General features: G+C 67.2%; 16 protein-coding genes. 10 read left to right on the top strand and 6 right to left on the bottom strand.

What is annotated here, in order from left to right; genetic code table 11:
• Window positions 1-133: 133 nt before the first annotated feature.
• From AAC691_RS10985 to AAC691_RS10950, 8 genes are all read left to right on the top strand, one after another.
• The gene (locus AAC691_RS10985; protein ID WP_342630087.1) at window positions 134-478 is read left to right on the top strand and encodes a hypothetical protein; all 345 of its coding nucleotides are present in this window, start codon (window positions 134-136) and stop codon (window positions 476-478) included.
• Complete coding sequence (locus AAC691_RS10980) at window positions 475-954, top strand: GNAT family N-acetyltransferase (protein ID WP_323992693.1); 480 nt, start codon at window positions 475-477, stop codon at window positions 952-954. The genes AAC691_RS10985 and AAC691_RS10980 overlap by 4 nt, the downstream gene beginning before the upstream one ends.
• Window positions 948-1,661 (top strand): hypothetical protein, encoded by a 714-nt coding sequence (locus AAC691_RS10975; protein ID WP_176640327.1) that lies wholly within the window; start codon window positions 948-950, stop codon window positions 1,659-1,661. The genes AAC691_RS10980 and AAC691_RS10975 overlap by 7 nt, the downstream gene beginning before the upstream one ends.
• Window positions 1,662-1,774: 113 nt before the next feature.
• Window positions 1,775-2,680 (top strand): phage tail protein, encoded by a 906-nt coding sequence (locus AAC691_RS10970; RefSeq protein ID WP_342630086.1) that lies wholly within the window; start codon window positions 1,775-1,777, stop codon window positions 2,678-2,680.
• A gap of 39 nt (window positions 2,681-2,719) precedes the next feature.
• On the top strand, window positions 2,720-3,133 hold the full coding sequence (locus tag AAC691_RS10965) for a hypothetical protein (protein ID WP_342630085.1): 414 nt from the start codon (window positions 2,720-2,722) through the stop codon (window positions 3,131-3,133).
• Window positions 3,133-3,615: a hypothetical protein gene (locus tag AAC691_RS10960; RefSeq protein WP_323992684.1), complete on the top strand. Its 483-nt coding sequence runs from the start codon at window positions 3,133-3,135 to the stop codon at window positions 3,613-3,615. Before AAC691_RS10965 ends, AAC691_RS10960 begins: the two co-directional genes overlap by 1 nt.
• 47 nt (window positions 3,616-3,662) lie before the next feature.
• Window positions 3,663-4,490: a hypothetical protein gene (locus tag AAC691_RS10955; RefSeq protein WP_342630084.1), complete on the top strand. Its 828-nt coding sequence runs from the start codon at window positions 3,663-3,665 to the stop codon at window positions 4,488-4,490.
• A gap of 150 nt (window positions 4,491-4,640) precedes the next feature.
• Window positions 4,641-5,399 carry a hypothetical protein gene (locus tag AAC691_RS10950; RefSeq protein WP_342630083.1) on the top strand — a complete coding sequence of 253 codons (759 nt, stop codon included), beginning with the start codon at window positions 4,641-4,643 and terminating at the stop codon, window positions 5,397-5,399.
• Window positions 5,400-5,536: 137 nt separating this feature from the next.
• Here the strand turns inward: AAC691_RS10950 and AAC691_RS10945 are convergent, their stop codons facing one another.
• The 5 genes from AAC691_RS10945 to AAC691_RS10925 all read right to left on the bottom strand — a co-directional run bounded on the left by AAC691_RS10945 (window position 5,537) and on the right by AAC691_RS10925 (window position 12,284).
• On the bottom strand, window positions 5,537-6,334 hold the full coding sequence (locus AAC691_RS10945) for a hypothetical protein (RefSeq protein ID WP_342630082.1): 798 nt from the start codon (window positions 6,332-6,334) through the stop codon (window positions 5,537-5,539).
• 152 nt (window positions 6,335-6,486) lie between these two features.
• Entirely contained in the window at window positions 6,487-7,743 is a 1,257-nt protein-coding gene (locus AAC691_RS10940) for an MFS transporter (RefSeq protein WP_342630081.1), read from the bottom strand.
• Window positions 7,740-8,600 carry a DUF3667 domain-containing protein gene (locus AAC691_RS10935; protein ID WP_342630080.1) on the bottom strand — a complete coding sequence of 287 codons (861 nt, stop codon included), beginning with the start codon at window positions 8,598-8,600 and terminating at the stop codon, window positions 7,740-7,742. The genes AAC691_RS10940 and AAC691_RS10935 overlap by 4 nt, the downstream gene beginning before the upstream one ends.
• Before the next feature lie 120 nt (window positions 8,601-8,720).
• On the bottom strand, window positions 8,721-11,168 hold the full coding sequence (locus AAC691_RS10930) for a penicillin acylase family protein (protein ID WP_342630079.1): 2,448 nt from the start codon (window positions 11,166-11,168) through the stop codon (window positions 8,721-8,723).
• A 168-nt stretch (window positions 11,169-11,336) separates the two neighbouring features.
• Window positions 11,337-12,284, bottom strand: a complete 948-nt coding sequence (locus AAC691_RS10925) for an IS1595 family transposase (protein WP_342627419.1) — start codon at window positions 12,282-12,284, stop codon at window positions 11,337-11,339.
• Between the two features lie 436 nt (window positions 12,285-12,720).
• Between AAC691_RS10925 and AAC691_RS10920 the strand changes: the two genes are divergently transcribed.
• Together AAC691_RS10920 and AAC691_RS10915 are read left to right on the top strand one after the other, a co-directional pair.
• Window positions 12,721-15,357, top strand: a complete 2,637-nt coding sequence (locus AAC691_RS10920) for a TonB-dependent receptor (RefSeq protein WP_342630078.1) — start codon at window positions 12,721-12,723, stop codon at window positions 15,355-15,357.
• Between the two features lie 215 nt (window positions 15,358-15,572).
• Entirely contained in the window at window positions 15,573-15,836 is a 264-nt protein-coding gene (locus AAC691_RS10915) for a hypothetical protein (protein ID WP_342630077.1), read from the top strand.
• A gap of 85 nt (window positions 15,837-15,921) precedes the next feature.
• Here the strand turns inward: AAC691_RS10915 and AAC691_RS10910 are convergent, their stop codons facing one another.
• Window positions 15,922-16,359 carry a VOC family protein gene (locus tag AAC691_RS10910; protein WP_342630076.1) on the bottom strand — a complete coding sequence of 146 codons (438 nt, stop codon included), beginning with the start codon at window positions 16,357-16,359 and terminating at the stop codon, window positions 15,922-15,924.
• Window positions 16,360-16,519: the final 160 nt, after the last annotated feature.

Genomic DNA, 16,519 nt, shown 5'->3' with positions numbered 1-16,519 from the left:
AGGACGGCGAGCTGCATCCTTTTCATGTTATTGAACTATCGCCATTTATGGACTAGATTATTCGAAATCAGGGCATAGGCACCGCCCTCCATCCGATATCCCCTTCGGGGATGCGACGCAGGATTGCGGTGCCATGTCCGTTCAGCCGATTGCCCTGATTCCCGCCCAATATGTTCCGGCATCGACGACGCCGATCTATACGTCCCCGGCGGGCGTGTATTCGCGTATCGACAGCCTGAGCATCTGCAATACCGGCGTCGTCGTGGTGCAGGCCAGCATCTATCTGGTGCCGTCGGGCGCCGGCGCGGGCCCGGCCAATGCCACGACCTTCAACCAGACCGTTCTGCCCGGGCAGACCTGGAACAGCCCGAACGAAATCGGGAAAGTGCTGGGCCCGGGCGATGCGATCGCCGTGCTGGCCGGTGCGGCGAACGCGCTGACGATCACGGCCGGCGGGCTGCAGGTGGTGCTGTCGTGACCCGGTATGGCGTCGAGGCGTGGAGCGCGGTCCTGCCGGAGATGCGGAGCCTGTGGGAGGCGCATTTCCGCGAGGTCGCGCTGGAGCAGGAGCGCGTGCCGCTGGACCCGGACCTGGAGACCTATGCCCGGCTGGAACAGGCCGGCGCGCTGCACGTGCTGACGATGCGCGAGGGGCGGGTGCTGGCGGGCTATCTGGTGGCGCTGGTCTGGCCGCATCTGCATCACCGGGGCACCAGCCACGCCTTTTTCGATCTGTATTACGTGCGTCCGGCCTATCGGCGCTGGACGGCCGGGATTCGCCTGTTTCGCGAGGCGGAACGGACGCTGGCGGCGCGCGGCGTGCGGCGAATGATCGCGGGCACGAAGATCCATGTCGGCCCGACCGGGCGATCGCTGGATGTCGGCCCGATCTTCCGGCGGCTGGGCTGGGTGGAAATGGAACGTCAATTCGGGAAGTGGATCGGATCATGGTGACGGCAATCGGTGGGGGGCTGTCGGCCCTGGGCTCGATCGCGGGCGGGATCACGGGGGCGGATGCGGCGTCGGGCGCGGCGCGGGCGCAGGCGAACGCCTATAACCAGGCGCAGCAATTCCAGCAGAACGTCTATAACCAGACGGAACAGAACCTGTCGCCTTATGTCGGGGCGGGGACGAATGCGCTGTATAGCCTCGCCGGCCTGCTGGGATTGCCGGGCGGGCCGGGCGGCCAGGGAGACGGCGAGGGAGACGGCGCGGCGGCGGCGTACCAGGCCTTCAGCCAGACGCCGTACTACCAGTTTCCCCTGCAGCAGGGCGAGCAGGCGCTGGACCAGTCGGCGGCGGCGCGGGGCCTGGCCTTGTCGGGCGGGCAGATGAATGCGCTGCAACGCTATGCGCAGAATTATGCCGGCCAGCAGTTCGGCAACTACATGAACGCCTTGTCGGGTCTGGCGGGGATGGGCAGCGCCGCCGCGGGGCAGATCGGCAGCCAGGGCAATGCGGCCGCGACCACGATGCTGAACGCGCTGGGCGGCATGGGGGCGGCCCAGGCGCGCGGCGCCACGACGTCGAACGCGGCGCTGATGTCGGGGCTGGGCAATGCGCTGGCCCTGCTGGGTGGCGGCTCCACTGGTCCGGGCGTGCTGGGAAATGTGCTGGGGCTGGGGGCGGACAATGGCGGAGGGTACGACGTCTTCGGATGAGATGTGGAATTGCCTGAGGATATCGCGATCGGTTAGGATCGGTCATCAGGGCACAGGCACCGCCCGCATGAATCCGCGCCCCGGCCGTATGGGGTGTGTGGGGAGTCTGGTGCATGCCCGGTTCAGCCGCCCGCTTTGTGTGGCCCAATGTTTTCAGTGTCGATGCGACGGGGTTGCCCCGCGCGGGCGCGCAATTGTCGTTCTATCAGACCGGGACCACGACGCCGCAGGCGACCTATGCCGATGCGGGCCTGACCATTCCCAATCCGAATCCGGTCATCGCCGATTCGAGCGGGCAGTTCGGCAATATCTTCCTGCTGGGCGCCCCGGATTATGCGGTGGTCCTGGCGGATGCGAACGGCAACCAGGTCTGGACCATGGACCCGGTCGGGGCCTCGGCCGGCGTGGCCGGGGCGGTGCCGGTCGGGGCCGTGTGCGACTTCGCCGGGGCGGCGGCGCCGCCCGGATGGCTACTCTGTTACGGCCAGACGATCAGCCGCGCGACCTATGCGGCCCTGTTCGCCGCGATCGGCACGATTTTCGGAGCTGGTGACGGGGTGACCAGCTTCGCTCTGCCGGATCTGCGCGGCCGGGCGAGCTTCGGCGTCGATAATATGGGAGGCAGCGCCGCCAATCAGGTCACGATGGCCGGGTCGGGCGTCAATGGCGTGCAACTGGGGGCGGCGGGCGGCAGTCAGATGGCGGCGGCGCACAGCCACGCGGTCGCCGACCCGGGCCATAGCCATGCGATCACCGATCCGGGCCATGACCACAAGCCCAATCATGGATCGGGCTTCGTCGTACCGCAGGGATCGGGTGGGGAAATATCGGCGATCTTTGCCGGCGGCGGCGATGTCGAGGAGACGGCGACCGGCCAGACGACGCCGTCCGGCACGGGGGTGACGATCGGGCCGGGCACCACCGGGATTTCGATTTCTACGGCTGGATCGGGCAACAGTCAGAATATGCCGCCAGCCATGATGCTGAACAAGATCATCTATACCGGCGTCGGCGGATAGGCGCCAGACGGGATGGCCGCAAAAAAGCAAGGAGAGGCGATGGATGGGGGAAATCCGGTCCCGGACCCGGCCGGGACAGCCGAGACGCTGCGCCGGCATGACGCGCGGATCGGGCGCCTGGAGCACGGGCAGCAGGACATGATGATGAAGCTGGCCGAGATTTCGGCCGAGGGGCGCGCGCGCGGCGCGCATCAGGACCGTCGCGCCGATCGTGACGTGGAGCAGACGCGCCAGGCGATCGTCGAACTGCGCCGCGAGATGCGCGCGACGATCGCCGAAACCACGGCGCCGCTGGCGGAATCGCAGCGAACGCTGATCCGCATGAATGCGGAAATCGCAGGCGGCGTGAAGTTGATTCGAAATATCGGTCTTGCCGTCGGGGGCGTGGTGTCGGCCCTGCTGGGCTATCAGCCCTTTTCGGACTGGCTGGACCGGTTGATGCGGGGGTGGTGATGGGCGGACTGGATGCGGCGGACCTGAAATGGCGGGTCGTGGCGCCGACCCTGGACCGGCTGGGCCTGGGCGGGCCGGCGGCGGTCAATCTGTTGACCGGCACGGCGCTGGTGGAATCGCGCGCGGCGCGCCTGGTGCAGGAAGGGGGCGGCCCGGCATTGGGATTGTGGCAGATGGAGCCCGCGACGCATGATGCGCTGTGGCGCATGCTGACGGACGACGCGGCGCATGCCGAGCTGGAAACCCGGCTGCGGCGCATGACCTGTTCGGACATTCCGCGCATGCGCCAGCTTATCGGCAATCTGCGCTATGCCTGCGCGATGGCGCGGGTGAAATACCGTTTCGATCCGGGTCCGTTGCCGGACGCGAAGAGTGCCGAAAATCTCTGCGCGTATTGGAAGCGTGTCTATAACACCGCCCTGGGTGCCGGAGTTGTGGACAGCGTCCATGTCGCGGCCTTCGCCACCGCGATCGCGGCGTGACGATCGGCGTTCCCGCGGGTCATGAATTTTAACGGATGGGGAATATCATGGATCAGGCGACGATCTTTCACACAGTGCTGTCTCTGGTGCCGGTGGGGTATCTGGTCGATGTCGCGGCCCTGTGCGGGGTGTGCGCGGCGGTCATGCCGTGGCTGCCGCTGCCCGGGAGCGCGCAATCGCCCTATGGCCGGTTTTATGCCGTTCTGAACCTGGCGGCGCAGAATTTCCGCAATGTTGCGAACCTGGCGCAGCCGGGTCGCGCGGCGGTGTCGTGCGATCCGGCGTGTGGCAAAGAGGCGCGAGCTTGTCCGGCCGCTCCGCCGGAAGGCCGGGATGGCGAGACGCGGCGCGATACGCCGCCCGTGCTGGGCCTGGCCGTGGCGGGGATGCTGCTGGCGGGGGGACTGGCCCTGTCGGGTTGCGGCATGCCGGGCGGCATGGTTGCGATCGACGCCGCCGAACTGGCGGCGGATGCGGGGGCGGTCGCGTTCGCGGCCGAGGCGATCGAAGCCGTGCCGGGCCTGGCCGCGCATCTGACCGCGGATCAGGCGGCGTCGGTGCAGCAGGCCCTGGCGCAGATCCGCGCGGTCACGGCCGAGATCAATGCAGCATCGGCGGGGACAGCGTCGGCGGGGACGATCGCCCTCGAGACGGGCAGGGGCTGGGCATCGGCGCTGGTGTCGGCGTTCCGGACCATGCTTGTGATCGCGGCGCCGGTCGTCGCGTCCTGCGCGCCCGCGGTCGCGCCCTATATCCAGACGGCGGAGCAGATCATACCGGTTCTGGAACAGGCGGCGGGGCTGACGCAGGCGGTGCCGATGCGGGGGAGCGTGCCGGCGGCGGCGATACGGGCGGCGCTGTATCGGGGACCCTGACGGGAATGACGGCGGCACCGCCGGAGGATGAGTCCGGGAGCGCCGCCGCCGTCCGTGTTTAAAAAAACCTTGCTGAAATGCAAACCGTTCCGGGAACCGGGGCATAATTCGGCCCTCGGGGCACAAACTGGTCCGATGGCGATGGGTTTCATGACAATGACGATTCTGACGCGAAAATTTGGGAAATGTCCGCCGCGTCGCGATCCGCGCACCAGCCGCCTGTCGCCGTCGCTGGCGGCCTGGTTGCCCGCCGTGCCCGATTCGGTCGCATGGTCGCGCCACGTGACCTATGCGATGTGGGGCAATGATCGATATGGCGACTGCGCCTTTGCCGCGATGGCGGCGCTGATCGGCACATGGACGAAGAACGCGCAGGCCGAGGTCCTGCTGACGACGACGATGTGCCTGGAGAATTACGCGGCCTGCACCGGCTTCGACCCGGCGACGGGGGCGAATGATGACGGGACCGTGCTGCTGGACGCGCTGGAACGGTGGCGGCGTGCCGGCTATGCGCGGCCGGGCCAGACCCGCGACTATCTGACGGCGTTCGGCACGATCGACCTGCATGACCATGACGGACTCCGGCGGGCGGTGGCCTATCTGGGCGGCGTCTATGCGGGCATCCAGGTGCCGGCCTACCTGATGCGGGCGGACGGCGACTGGAGGCGCGACGACGGCGGGGACCAGACGATCCTGGGGGGACACTGCATTGCGATCGTCGGGTATGAGCCCGGCTGGTGGCACGTCTTCACCTGGGGCGGGGTGCGGCGGATGGCGGTCGATCTGTGGGATGCGATCGCCGACGAGGCCTATGGCCTGATCAGCCGGCAGAACTGGCTGGCGGTGGATGGCCGGACGCCGAGGGGCGAGGATGTCGCGGCGCTGCTGCAGGAGATGCAGGCGGCATGAGGGCGGCGGAACGGCCGGTGTCCTGCCTTCGAAATCCATGCATGAATTTCGAAGGCAGGATGAGAAGGCAGGATGATGAGATCGTGTTCCATCCAATGTTCCGAATCTGAAAGCCGCTGGATTTCAGATTCGGAGCATCAGCGCAGCGCGCGCCGCAGGGAACTGCCCGCGTGCGGGTTCAGGTAATGGAACAGGGCGGTGGAACGGATCTTGTCGGGTTCGCAGGGTTCGTTGGCGTGGACCGAGCGATAGCCCCAGAAGAGATAGATATGTCCCGGGTCCATGCGCACCTTCACCGGGTGCAGGATGTTGGCGAGGACGCCCCGCTTGAGCAGGATCTGGGTCAGCTTGTTATCGAGCAGCAGCTTGTCGAGCAGGTTTCCGACATAGCTGGACCGCACGGGGCGGACGTTGGGGAACATCAGCAGGTCGCCCGGTGGCCCCTCGGCGGGGATCAGGATCGGCACCAGGGCGGTCAGGACGAAGGAATCGAAATGGAAGAAATAGGAATGGCGCGCGCCCTTCGTGCCCGAAAGGCAGCGCAGCACCTGGTAGAAGCCGGTATCCGGGACGATCGTGCCCGTCGCCTTGCCGCAGAGCGCGCGGCAGACGCGCCGGAATTCGGCTGACGCCGAGAGCGCCTGCAGATAAGTGCCCGAGACGGAATCCGGCCCGGCGAGGGACAGATATTGTCCGCCATTGTCCGCGACCTGGCGTTGGACGAAATCCTGCATCGCGGCGAGCTGCGCGGGCGGGACGCAGTCGCGGATCACGCCGAAACCGTTGCGGTTGATGTCGGCAAAAAGCGCGTCGATGCTTGCGTCCGAAAGAGGCGGGAACAGCGGGGGTTCGGTCGCGTTCACGGCGACGTCCGGGGCGGCGGAGGAGGCCGGGACACGGTACAGGACGTTTGTTTCTTCCAAGGGAATGGACATTTTATTCACTCCTGGCTGACCCGCGTGTATGATTACATTTATCGTGGTAAATATTTTGTATTCACGTCGGATGGAAAGCAGTGAGACCGTCGCGGTTTTTCGCGCCGGCCGTCACATTCTTCGTTTCGCTTTTTTGTGAACCAGTGCCCGGGTCAGTCCGCCGGCGGTCTGGGCAGGGTCAGCATGCGGACGGGGCGCAGCAGCAGGATGGCGCCGGTCGACAGCGCGATATAGGCCGCGCCGGCGATCAGCGCCGGGGCCTGGCCGATCCAGCCGGCCATCGGGGCGGCGCAGAGATAGCCGGCGGGCAGCAGGCAGAGGCAGCCGAACGCGTCATAGGCCGTCACGCGGGCCAGCCGCTCCGGCGGGATGATCCGCTGCATCGTCGTGTGCCACAGCACGCTGAAGGCCGCCAGGCCCAGTCCGCCGAGCAGGAATCCGGCCAATTGTCCCGCGTAGGACGGGCACAGGCCCAGTGCCAGCATGGGCAGGGCGAGCAGCAGGAAGAGGTACTGGGTGGCCCGGATCGGGTGGCGGGGCGTCCAGTGCAGGGTCAGCAACCCGCCCGCGATCGCGCCCGCGCCCTGCGCCGACAGCAGCCCGCCCCAGCGCGCCGGTCCGTCGGGCGCATGGGCGAAGAGCAGCGGCCCGAAGATCTGCAGCGGTCCGAAGGCCAGCAGGAAGAAGAGCGAGACCTGCACGATCACGGTCCACAGCCAGAGATGGGCGGTGAATTCGCGCCAGCCCTCGCGCAGGTCGCGCAGCATGGTGCCTCCGGCGGGCGCGGATGCCGGAACGGCGCCGTCGGGCAGGCCCAGCAGCAGGGCCGCGCCGATGGCGTAGCTGGCGGAATCGATGGCGATCGCCCAGGCGGCGCCGGCTGTCTGCACCAGCAGGCCGGCAAGGATGGGCCCCAGCAGGTTGGCGCCGGAATCGCCCAGCGACATCAGGGCGTTGGCGCCCTGCAGATCCGCCGCGTCGACCAGTTCGGGCAGCAGGCCGCTGCGGCCGGGGTGGTAGAAGGCGGTGCCGGCGCCCAGCAGGGCGGCCAGCACCATCAGCGGCAGCAGGTGCAGGGCGGGCAGGAACAGCAGGACGGCCATGATGCCCTGGCTGGCGAAGCGCAGCAGGTCGGCGGCCATCAGGACGCGGCGGCGCGGCAACCGGTCGGCCGCCACCCCGCCCACCAGCAGCAGCAGGACCAGCGGCACGATTTCCGCGGCCAGTACCGCGCTGACGTCGCGGGCGGTGCCGCCGCGCCGCAGGATGGCGAAGGAGAGCGCGACCGGCACCATCGCGCTGCCCAGCAGGGACAGGCCGTACCCGAGGAAGAAGCGGCGGAAATGCGGATGGGACAAGGCACCGAGCCGGGCGGAGCGGCCGCCGCGCGGCGCGGCGGGTGCGGTCATGACTCGCCGCCGGCCCCGAGTTCCAACCCCAGCAGGCCGAGGGCGGAGAGCAGGATCAGGCTGAAGACGAGCGAGGCCACGAACAGGATCGTCATGCGCGTGATGGTGCCCGGGACGCCGACCCCGTAGAAGCCGCGCAGATGGCGATAGAGATGCACGGGCGGAACCAGCAGCAACAGGTTGCCGGCATGGCCCACGATGCGGACGGCGATCGACGAGACGGTGAAGACGGCGAAGGCGAAGCTGAGCGAATGGACCGAGAAGATCACATGGTCGTACAGCGCGCGGCGCGTGGGCCAGTAATACAGGCCCCACAGGATGAGCGCCGAGATCGGCAGCATGACCAGGATGAAGCGTTCCGACCATTCGCGCATGACGTTGAGCACTTCGGTCGGGTTGTCGACGGCGTTGAGCATGTGCATGCGGACCCATGCGGTGATCCGCTCATGGCCGGCCCATGACCAGTTGCCGATCTCGCGCGCGAGTTCAGCGCGGTCCGTCGCCGTGATATGCACGCCGTGATGCCCGGTGGCGAGCAGGGCGTGGATGGTGAACATCGCCAGCAGCACGACGAAGAACATGCGGATCGGCGGCACCATCGAGACGCGCCTGCCGTCGATATAATCCTGGGTCAGCCGCGCGGGCGCCAGCGCCAGGGTGTGGATGGTGCGGCTGAAGCGGCTGTCGGCGTGAGTCAGCATCTCGAAGAATTCGCCGCATAATTCCCACACCGTGCGATGCGGGGGACCGCCCTCCTGCCCGCAATGATGGCACCATTCGCCCACCAGGATCGTTTCGCAGTTCAGGCAGGCGGTACCGGCGGGCGCAGGGGCGGGCGAAGGGGCGTCGTGACTCATGCGGCTGGGGGCTCGGCGTTACTGGATGGGGCGGCGTCGGGACCGACGGGTTCGTGAACGGTCTTGTTAGGCGATTCGTTGTTAGGCGATTCGTTCGGCCCTGAACAAGAGGGCGGCCCGTCACGGCGCCAGGGTCAGGGTCCAGCGGGCGGGGCCGGGCAGCAGGGGGCGCGGCGCGCCGGCGACCCAGGCGGCCTGGCCGGCGCCGTAATAGGGCGCCAGCGGGTTGGCGGCCTGGCCCATCGGCATGTCCAGCAGGGCCGTGTCCTCGTGCCCCGGGCTGACGACCAGCCGTTCCGAGGCGCCGAAGCCGGGGACGGCGACGCGGGGCAGCATCGTGTCGCCGGCTTCGGGCAGGTCCGGCGGGTCGGTCAGGCGGCCCAGCAGCGGGACGGCGCGGGCGAGCGGATGGTGGATGCCGACATGGTTGACCGTGCCCCACTGGAAATGGCGCAGCCCGCCCGCCCGGGCGACATCGGCGGCCAGGGCGTCCAGGATCGCATCGGTCACGCTGTCCCAGGTCCGCCAGGGGGGCGGCAGGAGGCCGGCGGGCCGGTCGGTCAGCAGCCGCCCGACCGCCCAGGCGGCGCGGGCCGGCATGCGGGGCGGGGCGGCGCCGGCCGGCAGCGGGCGGGCATAGGCGCCGAAGACGATCGACAGCGCATGGGCGCGGAAGGCGTGGACCAGATGGTAGCCCACCGAATCCGGCCGGGCCCGTTCGCCCCAGCGCGCGACATAGGGCGCCATGGCCGCCAGGTCGGCCCGCGCGGGGCGGGCGGCGATGGCGCGGGCCAGCAGGGCCTGCCAGGGGCGCAGCACCACCGCGTGGTCGTCGGTCTGGATGGACAGCAGGTCGGATTCGGTGAAATGGTCGCGCGCGTACAGATCATCGCGGATGCGCCCGGCGCGCAGCCCGTCGGCATAGCCGCCATCGCCCAGCACAGCCAGCGCCGCGCCGCCGACCACCCGCCCGTTCGCGGTCCAGAGCCGCCCGCCCGGCGGGTCGCGCAGGACCGGGATTTCGGCGGCGGACAGGTATCCGTCCCAGCGATGGCTGCCGTCGGCCCAGGAATGCGGCACCTGGTCGTCCAGCCCGACGCGGCGGGGCACCGGGCCGATGATGGTCCAGCCGATATGGCCGTCGCGATCGCCCACCAGCATGTTTTCCTGCGGCAGGCCGGTCCGGTGCGCGGCGTCCAGCGCCGCGTCGACGCCGACGGCGGATTCCAGCGCGCGCATGCCGCGATAGGCGACGGCATTGTCGTCCTCGGCGCTCCAGCGCCAGACCTGGGGCGCGCCGTCCGGGGCGCGGCCGGTCACGGGGCCCCAGATCGTGGTGCGGATGTCGAGCGGCCGGCAGCCGGCATGGGCGGCGCAGAGCGTGTCATGCACCATGCCGAAGGCGCGCGGGCCGTCCGGCGTCAGGTAATGCGCCGGATCGCGCGCCGGCTCGCCGGGCGGGACGTCCAGCGTGATCAGGTCGCCGCTTTCGATATAGCCGTCGGTGAAGGCCCAGGCGATGCGGCCATTGCTGCCGACGATCTGGTACGGCTCGCCGGGCAGGGTGACGCCGGACAGGTCGAGCGCCGGGACGCCCCGATCCGCCTGGCCAGGGGTGGGCACGATGGGCGCGCGCACGATCTGGCGCGCGCGGTACCAGATATTGGGGACCGACAGGCCCAGATGCATGTCGTCGGCCACCATGGCGGCGCCCGTGCCGGTCAGGCGGCCCGCGACCGCGAAATTGTTCGATCCGCGTTCGGGGGTGGGGGCGGGTGTGGGTGTGGGAAGGGCGCCGGCGGCCGGGGCGCCGGCATGCGCCTCGGCGTCGGGCAGGCTGTCGGGCATGGCGGGTGCCGAGGCGGGCGATCCGTCGGCCGGCGCGTCCAGCGGTGTGCGGTCCGGGTCGAGGAATGCGGCCATGGCCGGGCCCCATCGGCGGCGCAGCGCGGCGCGCAGGCGCTGGCCGGCGCCGTCCGCGCTCTGCAGGTCGAAATACATCGCATAGACGACCAGCAGCGAGTCGCGGGCGGTCCAGGGCACGGGGCGGACGCGCAGCAGCGTGTATTCGAACGGGTCATGTCCCAGCGCCGCGCGGCCGGCATTCACCCCGTCGGCATAGGCCGCCAGCAGGGCCCGGTCGGCGTCATCCTGCCGTGCCAGTACGGCGGCGGCGCGGGCCCGGAACTGATGCAGCCGGTGCGCGCGGTCCAGCTCCAGGGCGGCGGGGCCGACCAGTTCCGACAGCGTGCCCGCCCCCACGCGGCGCAGCAGATCCATCTGGAAGAACCGTTCCTGCCCATGCAGGAAGCCCAGCGCCCGTGCCAGGTCGGGGCGGGTCCGCGCGACCAGGGTCGGCACGCCGTCGGCGTCGCGGGTGATGGTGACCGGCGCCGACAGGCCGGGCAGCGTCAGGCTGCCGGCCAGGACCGGACGGCTGGACCGCAGTACCCACGCGGCATAGCCGCCGGCCAGGATGAGGGCCAGCGCCGCCAGCCCGCCGGCTATGCCGAGAATCAGCAGCGCGCGCCGGCGGGGCGCGGGGCGGGCAGGCGACGGCAGCGTCATCGGTGTCTCCGGTCTCGGGGCGAGTAAAGCCGGGGGCGGATCGCGCCGCAATCCGCCCTGTGCCGCGCCGGGAAGCGGCGCGTGCGGATGGGCGCGGGGCGGTCATGGCGCGCGGAAATCGGAACAGTCCGGTACTGATTGCATGGTGTAAATGAAATATATTCCTGATTACGCACTAATTTCAGCCAATTTGAGCAGGCGATAGGGCATGGGCGGGGTTCTGACGGCGGCGTATCCGAGGCGAGGGATCATGGAGGCGAGGTCGAAGCGGCGATTGAAGCGATAAACGAACTCGGCGAGATAGCGCGGCGCATGCTTGTCACGGATAGCACGGTAAGTACCGGTCATGGCATTCTTGATGTTGGCGAGAGCGGTATTGACCCATTTGAAAGCAGGGTTGCGGCCTGCCTTTGGTCCCGAACCGGTCAGGATGGGATGATGGACGCACCCTGCTTCGGTGACGGCGGCGAAACAGCGTAGACCGTCACTGACCACGCTGCTGGCGGGGTCGAAGCTGTTTTTTGCCATCTTTGCGATCTCGGCCCTACTGAACCCGGCCACCCGGCGGAGTTTCAGGCGGATTGGCTTGCCTTGCGGTGTGGTTTCAACAGCGGCCACGATCGGCGTCTTGCCCGCTGATCCTCGCCCGCGCTTGCCGCCGCCGCGTTCTCCGCCGAGATAGGCGTCGTCCAGTTCGATCCGTCCCTTCAGTCGCTTGCCGGCCTCGCGTTCCATCATTACCTGCGCGAGTTTATGCTTGATCTTCCAGGCCGTGGTCTGCGTCACGCCGAGCCTGCGCCCCAGTTCGATGCTGGAGATGCCGCCTTTGCTCTGGGTCAGATGGTACAGGGCACGAAACCAGGTCCGTAACGGCACCTTGGTTGCCGCGAAGATCGTTCCGGCGATCAGCGACGTCTGCTTCCGACAGGCGCTGCATTGATACTGCCCACGGCTCTGAATGACGCTGTGCTCACGCCCGCCGCAGGCCGGGCATTCAAAACCAGATGGCCAACGCCAGCCAAAGATCACCGCTCGGCACTTCTCTTCGCTTCCGTAAAGTTCGTCAAATTGGGCTTCGCTTAGCCCTTTCTGAAACTGGACCTTGTTGCGAGCCATCGATCAAGCCTCTCGAAAACAACAAATGTTCTCGTTTTGTATCATAAATCCCTGGCTGAAAATAGTGCGTAATCAGGAATATATTTGATCCATCCATAAAAGGATTGCCACGCACCCGCCGAATAACTGGAACAGCATGTCCGACCACCCGGACCATTGCGGTCGGCGATCGGAATGGACACGTGCCGATTGCCGCTTTCATAGGCTGAAATTCCAAAAAGCGTGCCGTTTAAATAGTCAGAGTTGCAACAGCAATTTCGGAAAAAATTTTATTTAAATGAACATGTTACGGGATGTCGGCGCGAGGATTGTGATAAAAATGTCATATATTCCGAATTCGATATGTGCGGTCGCGTTTTGGCATTGAAGTCCCGGGCGGTTTCGTTTCCATTGGGGACCATTCAAATAATGATGTATGCAGGAGCACGTTACATCAATGACCCTAAGGCGAAGCCTTATTGCGGCCACCATCCTGGCAATTCAGTGCGATATTTCAGGGGCGTTAGCCCAGAGCGCCACGTCCGGTAGCGCCCCATCCGGCAGCGCCACGTCCGGCACCACCGCCCCGAGTGCGGCGTCGGCCCATCGTCACGTCAGCAAGGCCAAGAAGAAGGTCAGGCCGTCCGCGCAGCAGGTCAGCCCCGCGACCCGGGCGCATTTCGTCAATCGTCCTGCTCCTGCCGCCGTCGTCGCCCCGGTTGCGGCGCCCGTCTATCATGCGCCGCCTGATTCGGGCGAAGCCGTGATCGTGACCGGCACCCATGCCTTCAACCGCCATGCGCGCGATTCGACGGCGCCGATCACCGTGATTTCCGCCGCCACCCTGACCCGCACCGGGCAGGTCAACCTGGCCGACGCGCTGACGCGCATGGACCCGTCGATCACCCAGGAAGCGATGGGCGCCGACGCCGGGGCGCTGACCTCGTCGATCCGCATGCGCGGCTTGAACCCGAACGAAGTGCTGGTGCTGGTGGACGGCAAGCGCCGCCATACCACGGCGAACATCTATGCCGACCAGGGCCCGCAGCAGGGATCGACGCCGGTCGACCTGAACATGCTGCCGGCGAACGCGATCGACCATATCGAAATCCTGCGTGACGGCGCGGCGGCCATGTACGGGTCGGACGCCATCGCGGGCGTGGTCAACATCATCACCAAGAAGACGGCGCACGGGCTGAATCTGAGCGGCCAGACGGGCGCGAACGCCTATAACGGCGATGGCTGGCAGTACCAGACCAATCTCGATGGCGGGTTCGGCTTCGGCGACGACGGCTATGTCCATATAGCCGGCCAGGTCATGCATGCCGACCACATGGTGCCTCCGGGCGCGCATGACCTGCGCTCGGTGCCGGGCAATGTGGATTATCAGGGCGTGAACTTCCCCGGCAATTCCAACATGATCATGAGCACGCCGGAGGAAACGCGCGAGAATCTGCTGATCGATTTCGGCAAGACGCTGACCGAGGGCGTGCAAGGATACGGGCAGATCACCTATGCCCACCGTCACAGCGAGGCCTACGAAAACTATCGCCTTCCGACGAAGGCGCCCACTCTGTGGCCGAACGGCTTCTCGCCGCTGGAGACGATCGACGAAAACGACTTCGCCGCGACCCTGGGCCTGAAGGGCGACAATTTCCTGGGCTTCGACTGGGATCTGAGCACGACTTACGGTCAGGACGACGACGACGTCGGCAACAAAAACACCGCCAACCCGGGCATGATCGCCTCGCCGCTCTATGGCTGGTCGCCGACCAAGGCGATGGCCGAGCAATATTCCCTGGCGCAGTGGACGAACAATGCCGATTTCCGCCGCCGGCTGAAGATCGCCAATGTCGTGCCGGTGACGGTGGCCTTCGGCGCCGAGCACCGTCTGGAGCAGTACCAGATCTGGCCGGGCAATCCGACCTCGTACGAACTCGGCGGCACGCAGGGCTATGCCGGCCTGATGCCGCAGAACGCGGGCAAGTGGGGCCGTGACATCTGGGCCGGCTATCTGGATGGCGATTTCCATCCGCTGCCGCACTGGGACCTGGATTTCGCGGGACGGTTCGAGCACTACACCGATTTCGGCGATACCGAGAACGGCAAGGTCTCGACCCGCTATGACTTTACCCGCCGCATCGCCATCCGCGGCACGATCAGCAACGGTTTCCGTGCGCCGACCCTGCCGGAAGAACATTTCAGCTCGCTGAACGTGTCGCCGACCGGCGCGTCGGGCACGCTGTCCACCACGAGTGCCGCGGGCGTCTCGCTCGGCGCGCTGCCTTTAAAGCCGGAACGCTCGACCAGCGCCGAGGCCGGAATCGTGCTGGAACCGATCGATGGTTGGCATATTTCCGCCGACGTCTATCAGATCAACATCCGCGACCGCATTTCCGGCGGCGCGACCACGACGGGCCTAGCGGCATATAACGCGATCCTCGGGACTGGGGCGACCCTCTCTTATGACGCGTGGCATGATGCGAAGACCGGCGCGGTGGATTATTCCAACATCTCGGCGAATTACTTCGCCAATGTCGGCAGTACCCGGACCCAGGGACTGGACATCATGTCCGACTACCTGCTGCGCCTGGGCGAGTACGGCAATGTCGATCTGAGCATGGGGATCAACCTGAACCGCACGACGGTCAGCCACATCAACACGCTGGGCAACGGCATGGCGGCGCTGAATCCGCAGACCGTGTCCTACCTGACGAACGGCGCGCCGCGCAGCAAGATCATCCTGCAAGCCCATTGGACGGTCGGCCAGTGGGACGTGAACGTACGCCAGACCCGCTATGGTGAAACCAAGCTGCTGCAGACCTTCGAGGATCAGGCCGGGAGTCTGGCTTACTCGAACACTCAGTGGCTGCAATTTACCAATACGCCGGCGTGGCTGACGGACCTGGAAGTGGGCTATCGCGTGGACCGTCACTGGCACGTCGCCATCGGCGCGAACAACATCTTCAACATCCGTCCGCGTCGCCTGCCGCTGGTCGTCAATTATCTGGGTGCCAACCAGTACGACCAGAACTCCTCGGGCATTCCGTTCACCGGCGGCTTCTATTACGGGCGCATCAACGCGAATTTCTGATCCGGATTTTCGCCTGACCGCCTGGCGGAACCCGCGGCTGCGCATGCAGCCGCGGGTTTTGCTTTTCGGAGGCTGCGATGCCGGTGCGCGCCATGTTCCGGATGCAGGGCGGCTGGATGAAATCCGCGCTTTATCGGAGGGGCGTTTGTGCTTAAGTTTTCGTGAAGGTCGATCCCGATGCGGCATGCAAGGGGGGACCTTCTCGGAGAGCAGCAATGCTGACGCCATCCGTTGCCGGCCAGAATGGCTCCGGCCGTTTCACAATTCCGCCATTGCTCGGGACACGGGATACCCGTCCATGCCCGCCAGATGTTGAAGACCGCGATGTTGAAGACCGGGGCGCTGAAGAGCAGGCTGGGCCGCGCGCCACGGCAGGGGACGCGGCCGACAGCACGCCGGCGCAGATTTACGCGGCGCACCGCGCCGGGCTGCGTGGCTTTCGCGCGACGCATATTGTGCCGCGGCGGCAGGGCGGCTGATTCATTACTGGGTGTATCGTCCCCTGACGGTGCTCCGGCGAGGGGTCTTCATCGGCGATGGGTCGGCGGCCGGGAGGCGGGGCAGTCAGGGCCCGATGCGGCAGACGGCCGAGATCTCGTGGCGGTCCGGATCCAGCACCGAGGCGGCGAAATAGGGAAGGCCCCCTTCGGTCTGCATGCCCGGGCTGGCGCGTTCGCGGCCGCCGGCGGCGAGGGCCGCCACGTGGAAATCCTCGACCGCCGTGCGGCTGGGCGCGGCGAAGGCGAGCTGGATGTGGCCCGATGACCCGTCATGCAGGGTCAGCCACAGGAAAGGGTCGCGGCCATCGAGGCCGTAACCCGCATATTCGGGGGCGTCCCGTACCGTGCAGGTCAGGCCCAGCGGCACCAGGACCCGGTCATAGAAGGCGCGTGCGCGCTGGATGCTGCGGACCCTGATGGAGACGTGATCGATCATCGCCTCTTCTCCCATGTCGTGGAGCGGGCCGGATGGTGGCATGCCGATGTCGGCGGGTGCGATCACGCCTGTGCGACCCGATGTCGGGCGAGTGGACCATATATTCCAGAATTCCGGGCGGCCGGCGGAGCGGCGGCGAAGGTATTTCCCCGTTCCCGGCGGAAGGCGGGACCGGCGGGTTCCCGGCGTGTGAGACATAATGTCCATTTCAGATCTTTACGCGGGC

Source organism: Nguyenibacter vanlangensis (genome assembly GCF_038719015.1).
GTDB lineage: Bacteria > Pseudomonadota > Alphaproteobacteria > Acetobacterales > Acetobacteraceae > Gluconacetobacter > Gluconacetobacter vanlangensis.
This window is presented reverse-complemented; position numbering and strand designations above follow the sequence as displayed.